We start from the raw sequence: 23,517 nt of genomic DNA, 5'->3' as shown, positions 1-23,517 counted from the left end.
TTACTTTTCTCTAATCTTTTTAATTGCCTCAGCACACATAGTCATACCAAAGGTTGCAGTTACACCGACAAAGCTTGCTTTAGGGTGCTGGGTTTGAGCAGCTTCTTCTGAACTAAATATAACCTTATACTTGCTTTTAAACTTTCTTCTTGTTAACTCTCTTCTTATCTTTTTTCCCAGAGGATCTCCGGCACTTTTCCAAATGTCTGCCACCTGTACTTTTGTTGGGTCAAGTCTCTTTGCGGAGCCAAAAGAAGAGATGAGTTTTTTGTAACACGCTTGTGCCAAAGCCAGTTTTGCACGAGTATTATCAATAGCATCTAAAACTACATCATACTCGGAAAAATCAAAATCTTTAACCCACTGCTCCTCTACTTTTACATTTATTGTTTTGATACTTGGATAATGTTTTTTAAGTGCCTCGGTTTTTAACTCACCCTCATGAAGTTCAGACCATAGTTGGCGATTTTGATTTGACTTTTCATAAGTGTCATAATCAACAATTGTTATGTCACGAACTCCGCTTCTATAAAGACAATCAAGACAGTGACCGCCTACTCCTCCAACTCCAAAAAGAAGAACTTTTGCATTTTGCAGTTTAAGAAAATCATCTTGTAAAAGCTGCTGTATACGCTCATGTCTCATTAAGTATCAATCCATCCACTCTTGAAGTCTATCCATACTTTTATAGGCACTCATATCAAGCTGTATAGGAGTTATCGATATATTGCCGGCTTTAATAGCTTCGTAATCACTAATACCGCTATTTCCCTCTCGTGGAGAAAAATCAAGAGGGTGAAGCCCTAGCCAGTAGTGTTCTTCTCCGCGAGGATTTCTATGTACATGTGAATCATTTGCATAAAACCTATAGCCGGCATATGTTATCTGCATTTTAGCTTCTTTTGGTTCTGCGGGAATATTTACATTTAAAAATTCTCTCGCAGGAAGAGGAAATGAACCCTCTTTTATCTTCAATACCAATTTTTTTATAGTCTCTTTTGCTAAAGTAAAATCTCCCTCAGGGTCTGTAAAATCCATAACTTGAGAGATTGCAATAGATGGGATATCATGCAACACTCCCTCCATTGCTCCAGCAGCGGTTCCTGAGTATGTAATATCTTCACCCATGTTTGAGCCGCGATTTATGCCGCTTATAAGAAGATCTGGCTTAGAATCGACAAATATTGTACTCAAAGATAAATAAACACAGTCACTTGGAGTTCCATCATCTAGTTTATAAAAATCATCCCCAACGCCTACAAATTTCAAAGGACGAACAAGTGTTAGCGAATGTCCACAAGCAGATTTTTCATTTGCCGGTGCAACAACAGTAACTTTTACATCTTCTATCTCTTTTAAGGCCTCTATTAAGCTAAGAAGACCTTTTGCCTCGTAACCATCATCATTTGTTATTAAAATTCTATATTTATTTTTCATAGTGCAATTTTATCATTATTGCTTGAATATTTTCTTTTTTATCCGATGTTTAGTATTAATATAACGAAGGAAAAAAATGGACACTTCATATAATTTCAATTCATATACAGCACATGACTTAAATATAGCCATGAAAACTTCTAGCGGGGATGTCATTAAGATGGATTTTGCCAACTATCAATCTACATCTTTTAGCCATGAACAAAGCGCGAACAACTCTAAAACTTCCATGAGTTTTTCTTCGATGCAGTCATTCAAGTTTTCAATCGATAGCAACGGTATAGATGCACAAGACCAAAAAGAGATAGATGCGTTTATGAAAATTGCACAGCCATTTATAGACTCATTTTTAAAAGAACTCCAAGATGCAGCTCCAAAATCTCCCGTGACTCAACTAGCACATAAGATAGCAGGTATTTTTGAGCCCAGCCAAGAAAGAGATGAAAATGCTAAAAATAACATAAAAACAAACATCGTAAAAATGTTTGATGATTCTATAAAAAAACTAGAAATACCTCAAAAACCAGAAAAAACAGACACTGCCGAACTTATGGATAAAATTTTTGAACAAACAAAAAAACTACTTGAAAAAACACTTCAAGAGTTTGATGAATTTAACAAAAACTTATACGCATAATAGTCATTAGTATTGGCATAAAAAATGCTATTTGAAAACTATGACAAATGAGCTATTAAACTTTGAAATGAGCAATATAACAACTGCAGATATGGCAATCATTATTCCTATTATTTCCTTTATTTTTGGTTTATTTATCGGATTTCTTATATTTAAAAGCCTACATGTCAAAAGTATAAATCGAAAAAACCAAATGACAATAAAAGATTTAGAAGATGAAAGAACAAATTTAGAAGGTCAGATTAGATATATTGAACTAAAAAATAAAACTTTAGTTGAAGAAGTTGATGAAAAAGTTTTATACTTTGCTAATGAAAATCAAATACTTCTTGATAAAAACTCAGAACTACAGGCTCAATTAAAAGAGTTGGAAACTTCTAATAATATATTAATTGCAGAACTACAAGAAGAAATCGATAAAGCGGTTAAAGATAAAAAGACTCTTTTTAAACAGATTGAAGAAACAATAATCTTTGAATAAAATCACGCTTTACTTGGTATAAAAAATGCTGAAGCTACAGTTATGAAAATACTTTTATTAATACTTTTTTTTACACTAAATCTTCTTGCATCATCTAGCTCCAATGTGCAAGACAATTATGAAAAATTGAACCGCGAAATAGACAAAATATCTTTAAACTTAACTGCTGAAGAGAAAGTAACGCTCTACTATCTGGTTTTATCAACTCATGAAAAAATTGCAACTGCTCTGTCCCTCGATAAAACAAAGATTTCAAACCTTGACGACTTAAAAAATGAAACATTAAAAACTTTTGCAAAACTTCATGAGCACAACAATAAGATAAGCTCAACTCAGATAGAAAAGCTTAGAAAACTATACACAAAAATGAGTGAAGATGGTTTGAGTCTTATAAAAGCACAAGCAGCGTTACCAAAACAAGAGATTGTATATCAGGATAAAATAGTATATAAAGACAAACTAATCTACAAAGACAAAATTATAGAAAAAGACTCTTACTTTTATGCAATTGTAGCTTCAATTTTATCTCTGTTTATCGGTTTAACCCTTAGCTACTTTTTTTCAAAAAACTCATCTGTTAAAAAAGAAAATGAATTAAACAAAACTACTATAAAAATCTTAGAAGATGAAAAAACAAATCTATTAGATGAGATTGATTCTCTAAAAAGCAATAATGAAAAGCAAAATATATCAATTGAAAAAACAACTTTTGATATTAGCAATGAAAATGAAACACTTATCAATAAAAACAAAGAGCTACAAGAGCAAGTAAGCCAGTTGCAAAACTCACATAAAACCGTTATTGATGATTTAAATGAAAAAATCACTAAACTAAATGAAGATAAAACTACTCTTGTGAAGCAAATTGATGAAACAATGATTTTAAATAAAGCACAAGATATTAAAAAAGCCTCTTTTGACGAGCAGTTAGGCTCTCTTGAACACCAAAGTCAAGATATCTTTGTCATTCTTGATACTATTGCCGACATTGCCGATCAAACAAATCTTCTTGCACTTAATGCCGCAATTGAAGCTGCACGAGCGGGTGAACATGGACGAGGCTTCGCTGTTGTCGCTGATGAAGTAAGAAAACTTGCAGAGAGAACTCAAAAAACATTAAACGAAGCAAAAGTAAATATCTCAGGAGTTGTTGACGCTATTTCAAGCTTAAAAGTATGAAAACTTGACTTTAGAAGTTTTTTTAGTGTAAAATTATGTTTTAAGAAAAATACAGTAAGTATATTTAATCAACTCTCCCCTGCAAAAATTCAAAAAAACCGAGGTGACTACCATATGAGTGAAAATAATTCACATCAACCGCGTAAAAACAACAACAAAAACAACTCAAAACAAAGAACACATAAACCTGTAAAAGGCGCAAGCGTAGAAGAACTTCGTGTTGCAAGTATTGAAGTTTTAACTGCTTTAGCAACTGAGTTAAATGTTGAAAATCCAAATGAACTAAAACGACAAGATATTATTTTTGAAATCTTAAAAGCACAAACTGAACAAGGCGGCTTTATACTCTTTAGCGGTATCTTAGAAATCATGCAAGACGGTTATGGCTTTATTCGTTCTATTGACAAAAGTTTCAATGAGAGTATAAATGATGCTTATGTGTCAAACACGCAGATTAAAAGATTTGCTCTTCGTAACGGTGATGTTGTAACCGGTCAAGTACGCCCTCCAAAAGATCAAGAAAGATATTATGCTTTAATCAAAATAGAAGCAGTTAACTCACTTCCTCCTGAAGAGAGCAAAAAAAGACCTCTGTTTGAAAACCTCACACCACTCTACGCAATGGATCAAATCAAACTTGAGTACAAAGAAAAGGGATTAACAGGTCGTATGCTTGACCTTTTTTCACCTATTGGTAAAGGTCAGCGTGGTCTTATAGTTGCACCTCCTAGAAGCGGTAAAACTGAACTTTTAAAAGAAATTGCTCACGGTATCACGCACAACCATCCAGAGATTGACCTTATGGTTTTGCTTGTTGATGAGAGACCTGAAGAGGTAACGGATATGGAGAGAAGTGTTAAGGGTGAGGTTTATAGTTCTACTTTTGATATGCCTGCTAAAAATCATGTTAAAGTTGCCGAGATGGTTATCGAAAAAGCAAAAAGACGCGTTGAGCTTGGGCGTGATGTTGTAATTCTTTTAGACTCTATCACTCGTCTTGCTCGTGCTTACAATACGGTAACCCCTTCAAGCGGTAAAGTTCTCTCAGGTGGTGTTGATGCAAATGCTCTTCATCGTCCAAAAAGATTCTTCGGTGCTGCTAGAAATATTGAAAACGGCGGAAGTTTAACAATTATTGCGACTGCACTTGTTGATACGGGAAGCAGAATGGATGAAGTTATCTTTGAAGAGTTTAAAGGTACAGGTAACTCAGAGGTTGTTCTTGATAGAAAAATTGCTGATAGAAGAATCTTCCCTGCAATCGATATCCTTAAATCTGGAACTCGTAAAGATGAACTTCTTATCGGTCCTGAGACTCTGCAAAAAGTATTTATCCTTCGTCAAATGATACATAAACAAGAAAACGAAATTGAAGCACTTAAATTTGTTTACTCTACTATGGGTAAAAAAGCCACAAACGAAGAGTTCTTAGAAAGCATGAATACAAACTCATAATGAAAATAGGTGTTTTTGATAGTGGTATTGGCGGTCTAACGGTTGTAAAATCACTATTAAAGCACCAGCTTTTTGAAGAGATAATCTACTTTGGGGACACAGCTCGTGTTCCTTATGGCAGTAAAGATAAAACTACAATCGTTCGCTACGCTATTGAAGCTGTAGAGTTTTTCAAAAACTTTGATATAGACCTTATGATAGTTGCTTGTAATACAGTTAGTGCTTATGCGCTAGATGATATGAGAGAAGTTTCATCATTTCCTATTATTGGAGTTGTTGAAGCCGGTGTTTTAGCTACTTCAAATGCTTTAACAGACAAAAATTCAAATATTCTTATTTTAGGTACAAAAGCTACTATTAGCTCTAAAGCCTATGAGATTGGACTCAACAAACTAGACTTTAAAAATCTTCATGCAAAAGCAACAGGACTATTTGTTCCGCTTGTTGAAGATGAGATTTACGATGGTGAAATCATAGAAGCTATATTTAGACACTACTTTGCTCAAACAACAACTCCGGATGCAATTATCTTGGGCTGTACACATTTTCCCCTCATTTCAGATGCACTTCAGAAGCATTTTTCTAAAAATACTATACTTATTCATTCTGGAGATGCTATCGTTGAGTATCTAGAACAAAACTTTGAGTTTACTAAAAAATACCCAGAACCAAAACTAGAATTTTTTGCCTCTGAAAACCCTGAAGCCCTGAGAGCTGTTGGGAAAAAATGGCTAAATATTTAAACATATTAAGTTAAGAATTTTTTTAATTCACCGTAGAGTATCTCTTCATTTATTGGTTTTGCAATAAATCCATCCGCACCCTCTTTAAAAAATCTCTCACGGTCACCCTTCATTGTATTTGCAGATACAACTATTATTGGGACGACGCTTGAGTGATTTAATCGTATTATTTGGATAGCTTCAGTTCCGCTCATATTTGGCATATTTTCATCCATTAAAACAAGGTCATATTTGTCACTGCTGTACATCTTAATGGCTTCAAGTCCATCATTTGCAATATCACATGTCAAACCATACTCACCAATCATTATTTTAATCAACATTTGATTTGTTATGTTATCCTCTGCTACAAGTATGTGTCCAGATAACTCCTCTCTAGCCTCACTGTCTATCTCTTGATTATTACTTATTTGCTTTTTGTCGCCATCTACACTTTTTAATGGTATCGTCAATGTAAATACAGAACCTTCTCCCAAAGTGCTTTTCATATTTAATTCACCATCCATCAATTGCGCTAGCTGAAGTGATATACTCAGCCCAAGCCCTGTTCCGCCGTACTCTCTGGTTGTTGAAGTATCGGCTTGTTCAAAAGCATTAAAAATATGATTTTGCGCATCTTCACTTAGCCCAATACCGTTGTCAATTACACTACATGTAAACATTGCATGCTCATAGCTTGTCACTACTGTTACAGTCCCGCCTTCAGAAGTAAATTTTATTGCATTTGAAATCATATTCATTATTATTTGAGATATTCGCTGCCAGTCGCCATTTAGTTTTAAGTCGTTTTTCATAACAATATCATACTTATATGAAATATCTTTTTTATGAGATTCAAGTTCAAATGGTTTTAAGAGTTTTAGCAGGTTGTCATAGACAAAAAATGGCTCCTTAGTTATAGAGAACTTGCCACTTTGTATTTTTGAAATATCTAGTATATTATTAATCAACCCCAGCAGTATATTTGAACTCTCCAATGATGTTTGCAAATATTTATGTACTTCCTCGCTATCTGATTTTTTGTCTGCTAAATTAGTAAAACCTATGATTGAATTTAACGGAGTACGAAGTTCATGACTCATATTTGCTAAAAATGTATCTTTAGCTTTTTGAGCGAGAATAGCTTTTTCTCTAGCTTGGACTATCTCCGTCACATCATATCGCACACCAATGTACTCTTGTATCTCATTGTCAACATTTAGTATTGGAATGATTGTAGAGTCTATATAATATTCCTCCCCATTTTTTGCTAGGTTTTTAATTAAAGCTCTGAAGATTTTTTTAGACTTAATTGTATCCCACAAAGATTTAAATACCTCCGCCGGCATATCCGGATGACGAACTATATTGTGCGGCTTTCCTAACAACTCTTCTTGCGAATATCCGGATAATTCACAAAATTTTTGATTAGCGTATGTAATCCTGCCGCTAATATCTGTTTTTGAAATAATATTACTTTCATTTAGTGCTGAGATGAACTGTTCAGCCTCTTTGGCTAGTTTTTTATTCTCTTGTATTTCTTCTTTTAAATTGTACTCTGATTCGACATGTAAAATATGATTTTGAATCTGCATTCGCACGATTAAAGCCAGTATAACCCCTTCTGTAATTGCAAATATAGCATGCATACTAACAATATCCCAACCACTTCCATAGTTAAATATCTTTATCGGTACACTAAAAATATCTATGTTGTTGGTTTGAAAATAATTAAAAAGTGCGTGATGTATTGTCGTTGTAACAGTTGCAATAAGTATGGGGTATATGTCTTTATAAAGTGTTAAAATTGCCAATGCTAAAAAAACATGAAAATGCATCTCTACACGGCCTAGATGTTGTTGTATAAAAATTGATGAAAAAAGAATTATGCTTATGGCAACAGAATACCTAAACAAAGGTGTTTCGCTGTATTTTGTGTATAAAATTGCATTTATTGCAAAGATTAGACCGCCATTTATAAAACCAAATACATATGTATCATGCTCATAAGATGTTACAAATGCAGCCACAATCCAATGAACAAAAAGCACATATAGCATAAACTTATCAGCTTTTTTAAAATCCTCTTCAAATGCTGATCTTACATATGCTGATAAACTTTTTAAACCTAATACGCTCATTTTACAACTTCCGGTACATTATTCAAACAAATTACTTCATAATAGTTCAATTGCTCTAAATAATTACTTAATCATACTTTTATAATTATATATTGATGGAATGTCTCCTGCAAGCTAAACAAAACAGTAAAATTAGTACGCTTGATTTAGTGACTACTTTGTAATAAACATATAAAAAGGTTTGCCAGCTAATTTCATATCAATCCAAACGCCATTGTTGTTTCCTATATCGGCGCGCATTTCCTCTGTTGAGCTGTATGTTTTAGGCAAATCAAAAATTACTTTTATATCTTTAGAGGAAAAGGCTGTTTTTGTAGCACCTGTAATCACATTACAAAATTCGCCTATTCCATCCATAATGCTTGGAGTATCATTCTCATCTATCTTTTCACCAAGAAGTGATTCCATAGCAATAAGAGTAATATCCATCGGAAATAAAAGAACAAAACTTCCATCTATATCTCCGTTAAAATGCATAACAGCGCAGTTTACATCTTTTGCTAAAGCAAGATCAAAACTTTTAATACTATGTGCTGATTTTTGGGCTTCTAACCCTGTAAAAGAAACTAATGTCTCCACTGCCGTATCCATAAACACAGGTAAATTTACAATAAGCTTCTTTGAAAGCGCAAGATGTCCTTTTTGAGTATTTTTATAATCAGATTTGGCATTTAATGAACTGTGAGTGATTACTATATCGTTAGTATTGCTTTTAACAAGTTCTTCAAACTCTGAAGAACTTTTAGCTCTGGCTACTGTGTATCCGTATTTAGCAAGTTCTTTAGAAAGTTCTTTAGAGTTTTCTTCATCTTCATCATAGACCAAAACATGCAGACCATTTTTATATGATTTTGGATCTAAAAATACTCTAGCCGCACTTATATTTTTAAACAGTTTTAACTGTGTACCCTTAGTGGAAGTTTTTAAATGTTTATACAGAGGTATACTGTAGTCAACAAAAGATATTATAATTTTTAATTTTTTACTCAGTTCATTTAACTTTTTAATAAAGACATGTATACTTTCGTCAACACCTTCTTCATATTTAGCACCTTTTAAAGATACTAAAACAGCATTGACTTTTTTTTCACTGATTATGTCAACTTGGCGAGTGATTGAGTTTATCAGTGATGATATCATAGGTTCTTCTATCAGTCCGTTATAACTGAGAATAAGCATTTTGTGTTTACTACTTGTCATTAATTTCCGTTTTGAACAACTTAAAATATTTTAGAGTCTAAAAATAATTTTTCTATTGAAATACTATCATCCTATTAATTAAATTTTCCTATATGAACTGAACAAAATGAAGTTATTAAACTTTATAAAGACAAAATCAAATTATTGATGATAGATTAACTCTTAAAATGATAAAATCCGTATAAATAATAAATGGAGTGTATGTGTGAAAGAGTCTTCTGAAGTATTAGCGCGAAAATATAGACCTATCAACTTTGATGAACTTATTGGTCAAGAGACCATCTCACAGACTCTTTCGTTAGCACTTGACTCCAACAGACTTTCCCATGCATACCTTTTTTCTGGACTTCGAGGAAGTGGAAAAACCTCTACAGCACGAATTTTTGCAAAAGCTCTCATCTGCGAGCAAGGCATGAGTCATCAACCATGCGGTAATTGTCAAAACTGTACATTAGCACTTGAAAACCGCCATATGGATATCGTAGAGATGGATGCTGCATCATCTAGAAAGATTGATGATATTAGAGATTTGATAGAGCAGACAAAATATAGACCTGCAACGGCAAGATATAAAATATTTATCATAGATGAAGTTCACATGTTAACTAAAGAAGCTTTTAACGCTCTTCTTAAAACTCTTGAAGAGCCGCCTGAATATGTAAAGTTTATTTTAGCTACGACTGACCCGCTAAAACTTCCCGCGACTATACTCAGTCGTACTCAGCACTTTAGATTTAAATCTATTGCGACAAATAAAATCATAGACCATTTGGCACATATATTGAACCTTGAGGGCATCAAGTACGAAGCAGATGCCTTAGAGATACTAGCAAGAAGCGGAAGCGGAAGTCTTAGAGATACTCTCACACTACTTGACCAAGCCATAATCTACTCTAAAAACCATGTTGATGTACGAACAGTCACAGATATGCTTGGTCTTGTTGACCCTGCTTTTATAGGCGAACTGTTTAGCGCTGTTTTTGCAAAAGATTATGCAAGACTTGTAGAGCTTATAAAAGTTTTAGAAGATTATGAAGCGGAGATGGTTGTAGATGAACTAATAGCATATCTTAAAGAAAAAATGTATGCTTCAGATGCACTCTACTCTACACTCGTTTTAGACAGATTCTTTAGAATACTCAGCGATTCAAAATATCTCTTTAGCATAAATGCTGATGGCTCTTTTGTTTTATCTCTTATATTTTTCAAGATGATTGAAGCTCTTCGCATAAAAGAAGTTGACCAGATGATAGAGTCCCTGCAAAAAGAGATTCATAGACCTCCTGTTGTTCAATCTATGACAGAGCCAACTCAATCTGCGACAACTCAAGAGTCAGTTAAAATACCTATGCAAGATGAGACTCCTATTATACATGTAAATCCAGACTCTTCGAGTGAATCTAACCAAGACACAGAAGTTAATAGACTCGAAGAGTCTAAACCTAAAGTAAATGAAAAATTTGAAGAACTCATAAATAAGATAAAAGACAGAAACTTTGAACTTGGTCAGTGTTTTGATAAAAGCATTAGTTTCATCTCTTATGAAAATAGTGTTTTAACATGGGAAAGCTGTGCAGATGAAGATTGTAAAAAAACTTTGACTCATGGATATTCCGCTATAAAACAACTAGTTAGAGAAGTTTTTGGGTTTGAGACAAAAATCAAACATCAAGCCTGCACAAAAACCGATGAGTTTCAAGAACCTCACGAAGAAAAAGAAACACACATACAACAACCTACAATGCAACACACTCAATCAACATCGATGGTTGAAGACGCTGAAATCGGCGGAAGTGCCAGCTGTGTAACTAACTGCCAAAGCAGCGAGGAATCAACAAAAGAGATAGATGGCGTAGAAATCAAAAATGAACCTATGGTTCAAAAAGCTGTAGAACTGTTTGAAGCTAAAAAGATGACTATTCAGTCAAAAATCTAGCTTTTTAACATCTCGCTTATACTAAAACTAAATTTTGAACCTTTGCCAAACTCAGACTCTATTTCAATAGAAGAATTTAGTGCTTTTAAAATATAGCTAACCATCGCTAAGCCTATCCCCATGGAATTGTCCCAACTATTTTTATCTACTCTGTAAAATTTTCTAGTTACTTTTTTCAGTTCTTCAGCTTTGATGCCTATGCCACTATCTTCAACCGTTAATATATTATTTTTCAAACTTATTTTTACATCTGTTTTAGAATACTTTAAAGCATTGTCTACAAGATTAATCAAGACCAGCTCTAACATAGTTTTATCTGAAAAAAGTATTGCTTCATTTACTTGTACAACTATCTCTCTGTCTTTGTATTTTGAGAGCATATTTAATGCCACTTCATCACATAATTGTTTTAGATCAAATTCACTATTATTTATGTTCAAATCACCATTATCAAGCTTGACAGACAGCGCCAGTCTATCAAGCATTTTAGAGATTTTTTCACCATTAGAGCTGATTTTAGCTAGAAATTTATTTCTAATTTTATCCGGCATATCACTGTCTTCTTGAATCGTTTGAGCATAACCCATTATAGATGCTATAGGGTTCTTAAATTCATGAGAAAGTGCTGATAGTATGTCATTTCTTTGTTTGTTGATTAGTCTTAGTTTTGCCATGTGTTTTGTCTTTTTCTTCTCATTTTTACTAAGCTTCTTAACTAAGTTTTTCAGTAAAAGAGAGATTTGTAAAAACTCATGAAAGTATTTTGTTTTTACAACAGCCTTATAATTTTTGTTAGATATCTCATCAAGATAAGAAGTAATTTGAGAAATATCATAAACTATTCTTTGACTCATAATTTTTGAGATATAGCTTGCTATTAAAACAATAACAAGAAACACAACAAAAAGCTTTTGCCATAGAGAGTAAAAGTCATCCATTATCTGAGCTAGACTCATTGACAATCTTATATAAATTGTTTCATCATTATAAAGAATTTTTTTAGCTACATATAAAAAGTCAACTTTTAATGTTGATGAATATCTGGTTATAGATGAGTATTCATTCGAATTAGATTTCATTATTTCATATCTTGAGCCATGATTATCCATATCACTTTTATCTGCGTTTGATTCAGCTAAAATAACTCCATCAACATCAACTATGGTTACTCTAAGGGAAGTTTTCTCATGAACTTTTAATACATACTCATCAAGGTTATGCTTATTTTGTAACTCAAGCTCTATAAGCTCTATAGCATTAGTGAGATTTTTTTTGTTATGTTCAATAATAATAGATTTTAATGCAATATAGCTAATAACAGATGTAACGAAAAGAGCGCCTACAAAAAGCCCTAAAAACTTCAATATAAATATTTGATGTATTTTTAGCACAGTTTATATCCTACACCTCTAACAGTCTGTATATAATCTTTTGTTTTATCTGGATCTATTTTCTCTTTTAAACGATTTATCGCCACATTAACCGTTCTGTACTGATACTCATCTGCATCTTTCCAAACATTTTCCAAAAGATAGTCACGATCTAGTACACTTTTTTTATTCATAATAAATTCACAAAGAAGATTAAATTCCAATTTTGTTATATCAACCTTTTTACCGTCAACTTTCAAAGTTCTTGATGCTTTTTCTAAAAACAGGTCTCTATATGACAGATTTTCGTCTTCGATTTTTCTAGTTGTTCTGCGTAAAATTGATTTTACTCGTAATATCAACTCTTTCATATTAAAAGGTTTTGTTAAGTAGTCATCTCCTCCTCTTAAAAACCCCTCTTCAATCTCAGAATCGTTATTTTTAGCACTAAGATAAATAACCGGTGTCAATATTCCATCTTTTCGTAGTCCTTGAACAAACTCACTTCCTTCAACACCTGGAAGATTTCTATCCATGATAAGCAGATCTATCTCTTCTTCTTCAAGTATCTGGGCTACGCTTTTTGTGTTTAAAAATCCAATAACCTCAAAGCCTTCTTTACTTAGATTGTACTCTATAAGTTCTAATAAATCTTCCTCATCCTCCACAGCAACAATCTTAACACTCATACAATAGTCCTATAGATATTTTTTTACTATTGTAGCAAAAAAGGGTATAATAACAACAGATGCGCAGGAGGAAGTATAATGTTTATTTCAACATATAACACATATATTACTACAGATACTTCTGAAAAATCTCATAAGACTACAGCAAATGGGAATAAAGACAAACCGGAACAGTTTGCGTCTGAGAGATATGAAAAGAAGATTTCAACACCAGCTGCAAGCAAAAATCTACCTGTGGATTATGTCTCTAATTATAAATTTATTTACAATCAGCCAGAGCAGACAAAAAATCCAGATGAAATAAAATTTAAAAAAATAAAAGATATGAGTCTCGCCAAAACTGCATACGAAGACAATTCTATAATGTTTTCACTTGTCAAAAAACCAACAGTTACAATTTCTCAACTCATAAAACCAAATAAAGAACAACCTCAAAACATTCAAGAGTTAAAAGAGCAAAACTTGCGCAATACTATGGTAAATACTTACATCGAAAATGACAAATACTACCAGATAACTGCCTAATCTTTTTCAATCCAAGCATCAGTCTTTAGTAGCTCACCATCATCAAACTGCTTTAATTTAAATGCCCCACTGCACTTTCCGTCACTAAAATCCATGATTGCCATTTGAAGTATTTTTTTACAGTTTTTTGGAACATCAAAGTGACCTTTAAGTCCGGTCATAAATTGTTTTAAAGGTACTTTCTCATCCATTCCGATTACATTGTCTCTACAGCCTGTAAGTCCCATATCTGTTAAATATGCTGTGCCGTTTGCAATTTGAAAATCATCAGTAGAGACATGTGTATGAGTTCCTATTATTCCAGCTACTTGACCTTGGAGTAACATCATCATAGCTCTTTTTTCACTTGTTGCTTCTGCATGAAAATCTACAAAAATATTTTTAATACCTTCTACATGTAGAGTTTCAACCGTACTCTTTGCTTTTCTAAAAGCATTGTCCGTCAAAGGCATTGAGTAGTGTCCCATAAGATTTAAAACTGCCAGTTTTTCACCTGCCACATCATAAATCTTACAACCTGTTCCGCTAACATCATCAGGGTAATTATGCGGTCTCAATATCTCATGCGTATCAAAGAGTGTTTCTATCTCTTTTTTATCCCAAGAGTGGTTTCCGCCCGTTAAACAATCAAGACCATAAGCTACTATTTCATTTGCATTTTTTGGAGTTAAGCCAAACCCGTGAGAAGCATTTTCATAGTTTGCAATCACAAAATCAATTTCATACTCTTTTCTTATTTTAGGTAGATATTTTTTCAACATCTCACGACCTGGACGACCTACTATGTCACCTATAAAAGCTACTCTCATATATCATTATCCAATTTAAATGTTTGTATTTTATTATTTTAGAAGTATATCTAATTAATTGATTTAGATATAATTTTTTGCTTAAGTAACATTGTATGTGTTATGTAAAATATTTGCAAATTAACACGCATCAATGAGTGTTATTTGTCTATACGGCAATTAACACATACTTTATACTTAAGATTTATAGACAAATATTTTACATTGTCATATTTTTTACTAAATATTAAAAATAACACAAAATATGCATGTATATTATTTTTCATTTTTAAGGCTACTCTGTATATAATGTGTTTGAATAAATAGTTATACAAAAGGAATACACAAATAAAATGTCAAATCCTATAAAACACCATTATATTTCAAAGTTTTATCTAAAAAATTTTACAAAATCAGGTGGTTCCAAACAGACTTTATTTGCTTATGATAAAGTTAAAAATAATTATTTTAAATCTAATCCAAAAGATATATGTTATATAAAAAATTTCAATAAAATCTCTTTTCCAGAAAAAGAATATATAGTTGAAACAGAACAAGCAAAAATTGAAAGCGTACTAGCCATAAGTTTTAAAGAAATTATCGAAACAAAACAATATCCCAATGATGAACAGCTAACCCATATTTTAAATTTTATAGCCTTAGTGAGTTTACGAAATCCAAAAACTAGAGCCATATTTGATAAATTATATACGGATATTGCAGATAAACTTATGAGTATGACAATGTCATCAGAAAAAATATACAAAGATCAATGTCTTCAAGCAGGAATTAAAGAAGAAGATATAATACCCTATGAAAAACAGAAAAAATTTATTGAGGATAAAAGTAGATATACTCTTGAAATAAATCAAGAGGTTCATATTAAATCTGAACTTAAAGCTATTGAAGATTTAGTAGATATTTTATATCAAAGAAACTGGTATCTTATTGTATCAGATGAAACTATTGGTGAATTCATTACATCAGATTATCCTGTTTCAATTGCTCCATTAAATAAATCTGATAATTTACAAAATATTGGATTTGGAATGAAAAATACAGAAGTTTGTTTTCCTATTTCTAAATATTTAGCATTTATTGGAGTATTTGAAGATAAAGAACAAAAAAAGTTTATAGCTACTGAAGGTATAATTAATAAAATTAACAGAGCAACCTATGACTTTGCAAATAAACAAGTGTTTTCAACTAAAAAGTTGGATTTTAATATTAAGAATGTATAACAAATTAGAGGAGCCAATAAATTACCCTGCGGAAAATTCATCGGCTCGGCTTGACCGTTATGCTCAAAAAATAAATATGATATAATACAAGAAAAAGGAAAGTGCATGGTAGCAGTAAAACAAGAAGCACAAAAGATGATTCAAAATCTTCCTGATGATTGTACTTATGAAGATATACAGTATCACCTTTATGTTGTAGAAAAAATCAAAAACGGCATTAGTCGTGCAAAAAATGGTGAAGTTACATCACACAAAGATGCAAAAGCAAGAATGGCTAAATGGCTCTCAGACTAGAGTGGTCCCAAGAGGCGCTTGAAGATATAGAGTCTATAGCAACTTATATAGAAAAAGACTCCTCTGTATATGCAAAATCTGTTGTATCAGCATTTTTTGCAAAAGCTGATATTTTAAGAGACTTTACAGAGTTAGGTCGCAAAATTCCTGAACTTAATGATATTAACATTCGAGAAATATTTGTTTATAGCTATAGGCTAATTTATAAAATAAATGAAGATACAATTTTATTTGTAGCTGTAGTACATGGTAAAAGACTTCTTGAAAATCATGAAAAAAGTATAACAAAAACCCTGTAGCCAATAAATTACCATGCGGGAAATTTATCGCTCACGATAAACATTATTCCTACCAATTAGTATATAATATTATAAAACTTTTGGCTTAGAGTTTCTAAGATAAAAAAGCACTGCTTTAACAATGTCATCATCATCTTTAGAGTCTGATTTTATGCTCTCTTTTGAATCATTCATATATGTAAAAGTTACATTTTGACCATAATTTGAAACAGATTTTATCTTCTTTTGTAAACTTAAAAGTTTAATGACCATAAGTTCAAAAAACTGTTTTGTCGGAGTATCTAGCTCTCCAAATCTGTCTATTACCTCTTCTTCTATCTCATATATCTCTACTGCCTCTTCACAAGCTGATAACCTTCTGTAAATATCTAACCGAAGCCTATCTTCTTTAACCACTTCATCAGATATAAAAGCACTAATTGTCAGTTTGATATCTACTTTTGCTCTTTCTCTCTCCATAGTATTACTAAGTAGTTTGATAGCGTCTTCAAGCATTCTAAGATACAGAGAGTATCCTATATTTTTTATGTGACCGCTTTGTGCATCACCAACTAGATTACCACCACCGCGTATTTCCAAATCATGATATGCTAAAACCGAACCGCTTCCCAAAAATGAGTTGGATTCTAATGCCAAAAGTCTCTTTTTCGCTTCATCGGTAAGGTTTTCTTTACTCTCTACAATAAAATAAGCAAAACCCTCTGCATGCCCTCTTCCAACACGACCGCGAAGCTGATGCAAGTCTGCTATACCAAATCTGTCTGCACCATCAACTAAAATGGTATTGACCTTAGGCATATGAATCCCCGATTCTATGATAGAAGTTGCAAGCATAAGATCATACTCACCTGCTTCAAATTTTAGAAGCTCTTTTTCTGTCTGAGTAGCTGAGATTTGAGAGTGAAGCATTACAACTCTAAGCTCTGGAAGCAGTGCTTTGAGCTCTCCAAGTTTAATAGGCATATGGTCAATTGAGTTATGGACATAAAAAACCTGTCCTCCACGGCGAATCTCTCTTAAAATCACTTCTTTAACAAGTTTCTCTTCATACTCTTTTACAAATGTTCTTACAGGCTGTCTCTCACTTGGCGGAGTTAAAAGTTGTGACATAGTTTTTATAGAACTCATTGCTTGGTTAAGTGAACGAGGAATTGGCGTTGCACTCATCGACAGAAGATGCACATTATGGTACAACTCTTTTATCTTCTCTTTTTGTTTTACACCAAACTTATGTTCTTCATCTATTATTACCACGCCTAAGTTTTTAAAATCCAAGCCAAACAGAGCGTGAGTTCCTACAACACAATCTATCTCACCTGATGCAAGTCCCTTGATAACACTATTTTTATCTTTAGTGCTTACAAACCTATCCAACTTTGCATATCTAAGCCCTAAGTCTTTAAATCTTTCATCTAATGAACGAAAATGTTGAGCCGAGAGAAGCGTGGTTGGAACGATAAAAGCTGATTGAAAACCAGATTTTTTTGCAGCAAAGATAGTGTTCATAGCGACTTCCGTTTTACCAAAACCTACATCACCGCTTAAGAGTCTATCCATTATATGTCCGGAACTCATCTCAGTTATTATTTCATCTACAGACTGTGTCTGATCATCTGTATACTCAAACCCAGATAGTGCTTGAAACTCTTTTAGCTCTTTTTTGTTTATGCTTATTTTAGGTGACTTTATAAGAGCTCGCGCTGCAGCAGTATTGACTATTACGCCCGCTATCTCCATAAGACGCTTTTTAACCTTATCTTTTAGTTTTCCAAAGCTACCCTTGCCAAGTCTGTCTAAAACCGGAATTGAGCCTCCAGAGGCAATATAACGGTCTATAAAGTCTAAGTTCTCAACAGGAAGCAGAATCTTATCATCACCAACATACTTGATAACTATAAAGTCTTTAATACCACCTAGAATCTCAGTCTGCTCTATCCCTTCAAATATCCCGACTCCATAATCTTCATGAACAACATAATCACCGTTTTTTAAATCATCGAGTAAAATTGAGCTTTTTCTTCTTCGTCTTGCTTTGTCAGGCTTGTTTAGAGAAATTACAAGTTCATCTTTAGATAGTATATTTAAAATATATGGAGCATAGACCTCTGTAATGTTTTTAAGCTCAAACAGCCCTACCTGCTTCATTACAGCTTCATTTGCCCCAATAATTGTTATTTTCTTGTCTTTGTGTACTTTTAAAAGTGAGTGAATATCTGCAACAACCAACTCTTTAAAGTCATCAGAACTTGGCAAAATGTCAAGATTGAAGTACTCTCTGCAAACAGTAGGATTATTTAAAGCATAAGCATCTACTAAAAGAGCATCCAGATTTCGAACTAACTTTACCTTTTTATCTTCTAAAAAATTGACAGAACTCTCATCCAAGTGCCACAGCCCTAAAGAAGCGATATCTTTAACCAATGAGTCAAATTCACTCTCTTGGATTCTTTTATTTAGAGCACTAAACTCATCTTCATCTAAAGAGTAAAAAGCCGGTGTTATCTCAAAACTATCAAGTTCTTCTTTTTGTGTTCTTTGAGACTCTAGTTCAAAATACTTCATCTGCTCTATCTCATCATCAAAAAGTGAGATTCTTATTGGCATTTTAGAAGATGGTGCATATATATCTATGATGTCGCCGCGAAAAGATATTTCACCCTCAACCTGAACCATATCTACAAAACTATACCCCCAAAACAGCATCTGCTCTTTAAATGATTTTAGATTTATTTTTGATCCAAATTCTAAAGTTGTTGATTGAAGTAGATTATCTTTTGGTAAATGAAAAAGTAAGGTTTTTAAGGGCGAGATAATTAATGGTTTTTTCTTACATGTATAATAATGTCTTAATGCAGAAAAAAGATTATGAAGTTCTTCTTTGAAAACTCTCAGATCATCACCGTAACTTGCTCTGAAATCTGGAAACAGCAATACATCTTTTTTGAAAAACTTTGCGACACTCTCTAGTTCATGAGCTTCTTTAGAATCTTCACAGATCAAGAGTTGTAAATCTTGATTTTGCTGGGTTTTAAAGTATTGAAATAATGAGCTTTGAGACATTCTCTTCCTCTTAGGGCAAGTAGTAATAATGAAATTTTACCTAAGAAAAATTAAAGATGGCTATATTTTTTTAACTTCTTCTCTTTGGATCACTTTATTTGCAGTGTCTGCCGGTATAATATTTTCAAGTGCTGCTGAAGTTGGAGCTTCTGAAACATCTTTTACAACGCTGCTGCCTTCAAAAATACCTTTAGCTTCAATAACCAACTCACCTGACTCAATACTTCCATTGACTCTGCCTTGTGCTTTTATCTCAACTCTGGCAGCATTCACACTACCTTCTATGTATCCTTGGACTACTAGTCTTTTTGTAAAAACATCACCTTTTATATGACCGTGTTTTCCGATATTTACTTCTTTATTTGAGTGAATTACTCCCTCAAATTCACCATCTACATATAGGTTACAAGCAAGATTCATCTCACCTTTTATTGTAGAGCCAGCTGTGATGATGGTAGTGTTTGTGTCGGGTTTGGTACTTTGATGTGTGCTGTCGCTGTTATTAAAGATTGCCATGGTATTTTCTTTTCCTTTTCAAATATATCTTTATAGTTTTTAACACTCCACTTTACAAATTCATAAGGGTTTACAGCCCTTTGAATGAATCTGATTTCATAATGGAGATGTGGTCCACTGCTCATTCCTGAATTACCGGTATAGGCGATTAAATCACCTTTTTTTACAAATTCACCTGATTTTATCACAATTTTATTTAAATGCCCGAAGTATCCTCTGAAACCATAATTATGCTGTAGTATAACTAAATTACCAAATCCGCTTCTCTTATGCATTCCTGCCCATTCAACTATTCCATCAGCGGTAGCATATACCGGCGTATTCATCTTTGCTCTCATATCTATGCCACGATGAAGTTCTCTAGTGTTTAATGTCGGATGAATTCTGTAGCCAAACTTGCTTGTAACACCCTTGTATTCGATAGGCGAACCACTGGGAATAAACTGCATTAGAGTCGCCATATGCTGAGAATTCAACTTTGTCACACTCACTCTCTCTTGAAGTGACATGTCAGCTACTGGAGCCAAACCTATAAGCGTTTCAATCTCAGACAATGAGTCAGAAACCTCTACAAGTTCTCTTTTTTTATCAATTAGTGCTAGTTGTGTACTTTTGATACTTTCATCTAGTGCAGTATTTTTTTCTTTTAGTATAGTATATGCATCTTGCATATTTTTTCGTTTGATTTCTATTGCATCAACAGTACTATTTAAATACAAAATCGTACCCACAGCAACCAGCGCAATGAAACCAAGAAATAAAGCAGCATAAAGTATTGCCTGTTTTACGATTTGATGTATATTAAACTGTCTTACACCATTGTCATCATTAATTGTAACAGTAAAGTGATTATTCATTATACTCTCTTAAAAAGGCCTCTACAACACTAAAAGAGCCAAAAACAAGATACTTATATTCCGGTTTTATCTCTGTAAAAATATTGTTTTTTATCCCTAAATCGATTAAAGTGCTTTGAAGTTGTTCGATTAACTCAACTCTTTCATCATCTATCTCTATAATCTCTACATGTAAAATTATAGGCTTCAATATTTCTAATATCTCTTTATAATTTTTATCTTTGTAACTATTATAAATAATTATATATTTATCTTCGCTTAGCGAATCAACAATACTTGAAGCTGCCAAAGTATTATGTCCAACATCTACTATGATATTATCTGCTATTTTTGTAAGTCTTCCAAAAAGACGAGCATTGTCAAAATCGGCAATTTCATACTTAATCTTTAAAAAGTTTAAAGCACTTATGCTTAAAAAGAGGTTTTGTATCAAATATGGAGCGAGTGACAGGTTTTTAGATATTATGTCAACTTTTGCTTTGTCAATATCGTTTATCAGCTCATTTACCATATAAATATTTAAGGATTTTTCTTTACCCATTTTTCGAGCAATATCATACACCTCATCATATTTTTGAATGCCCAATATTGCATTGTTTTGTATTGCATTTAGTTTTGTTGTGGCAATTGCTTCTATACTAGAGCCTAAAAAAGCTTCGTGATCATAGGCGATGGGAGTAACAATACTTAGGCACTTAGGAAATACGGCAGTAGCATCAAACTCTCCTCCAAGTCCAGCTTCTAAAACAACATAGTCACACTCTTTAAAAGCTATCATTGCAAGCAGTGTCGTATACTCAAAATAGCTGAGAGCATCAGAATCAGATACTTCTAAAATTTTTTGTAATTCTACATGTGAATTCTCTAAAAGAGCGTAGTCGGCATTTTCTCCATTGAGCCAGATTCTTTCATTAAACTCTAAAATGTGAGGAGAGGTGTAATGTCCTGTACTAAAACCTGTGGAGTGCAAAGCCGAAGCTAAAAAACGACCCGTTGTGCCTTTGCCGTTTGTGCCGACTATATGAATAATTTTTACAACAGGAAGATATAATTTAATCTTGTCATATATGCGTGGCATACGAGTGTAATCAATCTTCTCATAAAAGAGAGGCTTTTTCGATAAATACTCTTTTAATATCACTTATATACTACTCTATTTCTTCCATCTTTTTTTGCTTTATACAGATATTTATCAGCATCTTTTATTGTATTTTGCAGTGAAGAGTGTTTTTGTCTCTCACTAACTCCACAACTTACTGTAATCTCTATTCGTTTGCCTTTGTACATAAACTTTGCTTTTTGAACTTTTTCTCTGATTTTTTCAGCGAAAATTGCTCCACCTTTAGCGTCTGTTTCAACTAAAAGTGCCATAAACTCTTCTCCGCCAAATCTTCCTACAATGTCATCTGTTCTTGCTTCTTTTTTTAATATTTTTGCAAAAGCAAAAAGAACTGCATCACCCGCATCATGACCATAATCATCATTAACTGCTTTGAAGTGGTCAAGATCAAAAAACACAATACTAAAATTATGTCCATGTCTTTCAAACTCTGCTTCTTTGATGTTCATATATTCATCTAGTGCCCGTTTGTTATAAAGCTTTGTTAAGAAATCCTCTTTTGAATCCTCTTTTGCTGACTCAAGTTCTTTTTCTAATTTTTCTATTTTTGCACTCAGTATACTAACCTCATCACTGTGAGTTTTTAAATCATTACTTAAAGCCTGAGTATTTTCTTCCAATGCTACTGCTATTGTATAGAGTTTTTGGTGTGCAACTTTGAAGTTGGTTATGGGCTTTGCATTATACTCTTCTAGTTCAGATTTGATTTTTTGTATCTCTGCATTTGAACTGTCTGAACGCTCTATCATATCGATAAGTCTTAAAGAGAGTTTATCAAGTACCCCATCAAGAGACCCTATCATCTCTTTAACACTCTCTTTATCAAGGGCTATTCTAAGCAATATAGCTGATTTGATTTCAGCTTCTATGCTGCTACTTTCGAGTAATGAAGGATTATTTTTAATCTTCTGACTTACTTGTGCTATTTTTTCATTTACACTCGAAGCGATGGAAGGAACTAATGATGAGACAAGTAAAGAGGCTATAGAAGAGAGTTCCATTGATTCAACAAGATCATAATCTGAATTAGGTATTTTTAAATTTTCAATACTTTTTTTAAGATTTGTTTTGTCTATATCTCCTAAAGCTTTTAGTTTTTCTAAAAATGTATCATCGTATGTAGTTATAAAGTTTACCCATAATTGTCTATATTGATTTATTTCAGCTGCCGAGGCATCTCTGTTTAGCAAATCAAGACTTTTAATTGCCAGCTGTGTAGCTTCTTTATTGTGAAGGACTTCTACAACCTGAAGTACTCTTTTTGTAAAAACAGTTTGTGATTCTAAAAGTTCTGCGGAGTGAGATGAATTTGTTCTATTTAGTTTTGAGATTAAAAAGCGTGTCAATTGAGTTACTGTTTTGATATGATACTGTGTTAGCTCTTTTTGAAACTCTTTGTTGAGTGTATTTGTGAGGTTTTTGACATGTGAGCAATCTTCTGTAGTAAAACCTGCTTTAGCAGACTCAATACAAAATGCTTCAGCATAAAAATCCGGAGTTAAAAGTTTACCTTCTAACTCTAATCGTTTTACAGCTTTTTTAATAATAGTTTGAATAGTCATTATTTCTC

At 32.9% G+C, this 23,517-nt stretch carries 21 protein-coding genes and 1 pseudogene; 10 read left to right on the top strand and 12 right to left on the bottom strand.

All coding sequences use genetic code 11. From position 1 onward, the window contains the following. Both OQK60_RS09030 and surE read right to left on the bottom strand, forming a co-directional pair. On the bottom strand, positions 1–645 hold the full coding sequence (locus OQK60_RS09030; RefSeq protein WP_297686220.1) for a ThiF family adenylyltransferase: 645 nt from the start codon (positions 643–645) through the stop codon (positions 1–3). Between the two features lie 6 nt (positions 646–651). Continuing rightward, a complete protein-coding gene (surE, locus tag OQK60_RS09025) occupies positions 652–1,437 on the bottom strand; it encodes a 5'/3'-nucleotidase SurE (RefSeq protein WP_297686218.1) in 786 nt (261 codons plus the stop codon). Positions 1,438–1,513: 76 nt separating this feature from the next. Between surE and OQK60_RS09020 the strand changes: the two genes are divergently transcribed. From OQK60_RS09020 to murI, 5 genes and pseudogenes are all read left to right on the top strand, one after another. After that, positions 1,514–2,074, top strand: a complete 561-nt coding sequence (locus OQK60_RS09020) for a hypothetical protein (protein WP_297686216.1) — start codon at positions 1,514–1,516, stop codon at positions 2,072–2,074. Positions 2,075–2,114: 40 nt separating this feature from the next. Next, on the top strand, positions 2,115–2,555 hold the full coding sequence (locus OQK60_RS09015; protein ID WP_297686214.1) for a hypothetical protein: 441 nt from the start codon (positions 2,115–2,117) through the stop codon (positions 2,553–2,555). Between the two features lie 849 nt (positions 2,556–3,404). Continuing rightward, positions 3,405–3,734, top strand: a pseudogene (locus tag OQK60_RS09010) (methyl-accepting chemotaxis protein); the annotation flags it as partial. Between the two features lie 114 nt (positions 3,735–3,848). Beyond that, positions 3,849–5,189 (top strand): transcription termination factor Rho, encoded by a 1,341-nt coding sequence (gene rho, locus OQK60_RS09005; protein WP_297686212.1) that lies wholly within the window; start codon positions 3,849–3,851, stop codon positions 5,187–5,189. After that, the gene (murI, locus tag OQK60_RS09000) at positions 5,189–5,932 is read left to right on the top strand and encodes a glutamate racemase (protein ID WP_297686210.1); all 744 of its coding nucleotides are present in this window, start codon (positions 5,189–5,191) and stop codon (positions 5,930–5,932) included. Before rho ends, murI begins: the two co-directional genes overlap by 1 nt. Positions 5,933–5,937: 5 nt before the next feature. Here the strand turns inward: murI and OQK60_RS08995 are convergent, their stop codons facing one another. Together OQK60_RS08995 and OQK60_RS08990 are read right to left on the bottom strand one after the other, a co-directional pair. After that, positions 5,938–8,052 (bottom strand): ATP-binding protein, encoded by a 2,115-nt coding sequence (locus OQK60_RS08995; protein WP_297686208.1) that lies wholly within the window; start codon positions 8,050–8,052, stop codon positions 5,938–5,940. Between the two features lie 153 nt (positions 8,053–8,205). Continuing rightward, the gene (locus tag OQK60_RS08990; RefSeq protein ID WP_297686207.1) at positions 8,206–9,252 is read right to left on the bottom strand and encodes a chemotaxis protein CheX; all 1,047 of its coding nucleotides are present in this window, start codon (positions 9,250–9,252) and stop codon (positions 8,206–8,208) included. 205 nt (positions 9,253–9,457) lie between these two features. Between OQK60_RS08990 and OQK60_RS08985 the strand changes: the two genes are divergently transcribed. Then, entirely contained in the window at positions 9,458–11,188 is a 1,731-nt protein-coding gene (locus tag OQK60_RS08985) for a DNA polymerase III subunit gamma/tau (protein WP_297686205.1), read from the top strand. Here OQK60_RS08985 and OQK60_RS08980 read toward each other — a convergent pair. Beyond that, on the bottom strand, positions 11,185–12,579 hold the full coding sequence (locus tag OQK60_RS08980; RefSeq protein ID WP_297686204.1) for an ATP-binding protein: 1,395 nt from the start codon (positions 12,577–12,579) through the stop codon (positions 11,185–11,187). The two genes, OQK60_RS08985 and OQK60_RS08980, sit on opposite strands and share 4 nt — an antisense overlap. Beyond that, positions 12,573–13,247 (bottom strand): response regulator transcription factor, encoded by a 675-nt coding sequence (locus OQK60_RS08975; RefSeq protein WP_297686202.1) that lies wholly within the window; start codon positions 13,245–13,247, stop codon positions 12,573–12,575. The genes OQK60_RS08980 and OQK60_RS08975 overlap by 7 nt, the downstream gene beginning before the upstream one ends. 78 nt (positions 13,248–13,325) lie before the next feature. Here OQK60_RS08975 and OQK60_RS08970 point away from each other — a divergent pair, with 78 nt between their 5' ends. Continuing rightward, positions 13,326–13,772, top strand: a complete 447-nt coding sequence (locus tag OQK60_RS08970) for a hypothetical protein (protein WP_297686200.1) — start codon at positions 13,326–13,328, stop codon at positions 13,770–13,772. Here OQK60_RS08970 and OQK60_RS08965 read toward each other — a convergent pair. After that, positions 13,769–14,581, bottom strand: coding sequence for a TIGR00282 family metallophosphoesterase (locus OQK60_RS08965; protein WP_297686198.1), 813 nt, complete (start codon positions 14,579–14,581; stop codon positions 13,769–13,771). The two genes, OQK60_RS08970 and OQK60_RS08965, sit on opposite strands and share 4 nt — an antisense overlap. A gap of 332 nt (positions 14,582–14,913) precedes the next feature. Between OQK60_RS08965 and OQK60_RS08960 the strand changes: the two genes are divergently transcribed. From OQK60_RS08960 to OQK60_RS08950, 3 genes are all read left to right on the top strand, one after another. Next, complete coding sequence (locus OQK60_RS08960) at positions 14,914–15,801, top strand: DUF4238 domain-containing protein (protein WP_297686196.1); 888 nt, start codon at positions 14,914–14,916, stop codon at positions 15,799–15,801. Positions 15,802–15,906: 105 nt separating this feature from the next. Further along, positions 15,907–16,095 (top strand): hypothetical protein, encoded by a 189-nt coding sequence (locus OQK60_RS08955; RefSeq protein WP_297686194.1) that lies wholly within the window; start codon positions 15,907–15,909, stop codon positions 16,093–16,095. Then, complete coding sequence (locus OQK60_RS08950) at positions 16,080–16,394, top strand: type II toxin-antitoxin system RelE/ParE family toxin (protein ID WP_297686192.1); 315 nt, start codon at positions 16,080–16,082, stop codon at positions 16,392–16,394. Before OQK60_RS08955 ends, OQK60_RS08950 begins: the two co-directional genes overlap by 16 nt. A 69-nt stretch (positions 16,395–16,463) precedes the next feature. Here OQK60_RS08950 and OQK60_RS08945 read toward each other — a convergent pair whose 3' ends face one another. Genes OQK60_RS08945 through OQK60_RS08925 form a run of 5 tightly spaced genes read right to left on the bottom strand, consistent with a single transcriptional unit; the run spans position 16,464 to position 23,509 of the window. Further along, positions 16,464–19,454: a DEAD/DEAH box helicase gene (locus OQK60_RS08945; RefSeq protein ID WP_297686190.1), complete on the bottom strand. Its 2,991-nt coding sequence runs from the start codon at positions 19,452–19,454 to the stop codon at positions 16,464–16,466. 60 nt (positions 19,455–19,514) lie between these two features. Beyond that, complete coding sequence (locus OQK60_RS08940) at positions 19,515–19,970, bottom strand: polymer-forming cytoskeletal protein (RefSeq protein ID WP_297686188.1); 456 nt, start codon at positions 19,968–19,970, stop codon at positions 19,515–19,517. After that, positions 19,883–20,827 (bottom strand): M23 family metallopeptidase, encoded by a 945-nt coding sequence (locus OQK60_RS08935; protein ID WP_297686186.1) that lies wholly within the window; start codon positions 20,825–20,827, stop codon positions 19,883–19,885. Before OQK60_RS08935 ends, OQK60_RS08940 begins: the two co-directional genes overlap by 88 nt. Next, positions 20,820–21,968, bottom strand: coding sequence for a Mur ligase family protein (locus OQK60_RS08930; protein ID WP_297686184.1), 1,149 nt, complete (start codon positions 21,966–21,968; stop codon positions 20,820–20,822). The genes OQK60_RS08935 and OQK60_RS08930 overlap by 8 nt, the downstream gene beginning before the upstream one ends. After that, the gene (locus OQK60_RS08925) at positions 21,965–23,509 is read right to left on the bottom strand and encodes a GGDEF domain-containing protein (RefSeq protein ID WP_297686182.1); all 1,545 of its coding nucleotides are present in this window, start codon (positions 23,507–23,509) and stop codon (positions 21,965–21,967) included. The genes OQK60_RS08930 and OQK60_RS08925 overlap by 4 nt, the downstream gene beginning before the upstream one ends. Positions 23,510–23,517 lie beyond the last annotated feature (8 nt).

Source organism: Sulfurimonas sp. (genome assembly GCF_026196735.1).
GTDB lineage: Bacteria > Campylobacterota > Campylobacteria > Campylobacterales > Sulfurimonadaceae > Sulfurimonas.
Note: the sequence above shows the minus strand (reverse complement) of the source record. Positions and strands in the feature narration are given on the sequence as shown.

Excerpts from the sequence above, each read along its gene's own strand:
- OQK60_RS09030 (WP_297686220.1), bottom strand. The coding sequence starts at position 645 with ATGAGACATGAGCGTATACAGCAGCTTTTACAAGATGATTTTCTTAAA.
- surE (WP_297686218.1), bottom strand. The coding sequence starts at position 1,437 with ATGAAAAATAAATATAGAATTTTAATAACAAATGATGATGGTTACGAG.
- OQK60_RS09020 (WP_297686216.1), top strand. The coding sequence starts at position 1,514 with ATGGACACTTCATATAATTTCAATTCATATACAGCACATGACTTAAAT.
- OQK60_RS09015 (WP_297686214.1), top strand. The coding sequence starts at position 2,115 with ATGACAAATGAGCTATTAAACTTTGAAATGAGCAATATAACAACTGCA.
- rho (WP_297686212.1), top strand. The coding sequence starts at position 3,849 with ATGAGTGAAAATAATTCACATCAACCGCGTAAAAACAACAACAAAAAC.
- murI (WP_297686210.1), top strand. The coding sequence starts at position 5,189 with ATGAAAATAGGTGTTTTTGATAGTGGTATTGGCGGTCTAACGGTTGTA.
- OQK60_RS08995 (WP_297686208.1), bottom strand. The coding sequence starts at position 8,052 with ATGAGCGTATTAGGTTTAAAAAGTTTATCAGCATATGTAAGATCAGCA.
- OQK60_RS08990 (WP_297686207.1), bottom strand. The coding sequence starts at position 9,252 with ATGACAAGTAGTAAACACAAAATGCTTATTCTCAGTTATAACGGACTG.
- OQK60_RS08975 (WP_297686202.1), bottom strand. The coding sequence starts at position 13,247 with ATGAGTGTTAAGATTGTTGCTGTGGAGGATGAGGAAGATTTATTAGAA.
- OQK60_RS08970 (WP_297686200.1), top strand. The coding sequence starts at position 13,326 with ATGTTTATTTCAACATATAACACATATATTACTACAGATACTTCTGAA.
- OQK60_RS08965 (WP_297686198.1), bottom strand. The coding sequence starts at position 14,581 with ATGAGAGTAGCTTTTATAGGTGACATAGTAGGTCGTCCAGGTCGTGAG.
- OQK60_RS08960 (WP_297686196.1), top strand. The coding sequence starts at position 14,914 with ATGTCAAATCCTATAAAACACCATTATATTTCAAAGTTTTATCTAAAA.
- OQK60_RS08955 (WP_297686194.1), top strand. The coding sequence starts at position 15,907 with ATGGTAGCAGTAAAACAAGAAGCACAAAAGATGATTCAAAATCTTCCT.
- OQK60_RS08950 (WP_297686192.1), top strand. The coding sequence starts at position 16,080 with ATGGCTCTCAGACTAGAGTGGTCCCAAGAGGCGCTTGAAGATATAGAG.
- OQK60_RS08945 (WP_297686190.1), bottom strand. The coding sequence starts at position 19,454 with ATGTCTCAAAGCTCATTATTTCAATACTTTAAAACCCAGCAAAATCAA.
- OQK60_RS08940 (WP_297686188.1), bottom strand. The coding sequence starts at position 19,970 with ATGGCAATCTTTAATAACAGCGACAGCACACATCAAAGTACCAAACCC.
- OQK60_RS08935 (WP_297686186.1), bottom strand. The coding sequence starts at position 20,827 with ATGAATAATCACTTTACTGTTACAATTAATGATGACAATGGTGTAAGA.
- OQK60_RS08925 (WP_297686182.1), bottom strand. The coding sequence starts at position 23,509 with ATGACTATTCAAACTATTATTAAAAAAGCTGTAAAACGATTAGAGTTA.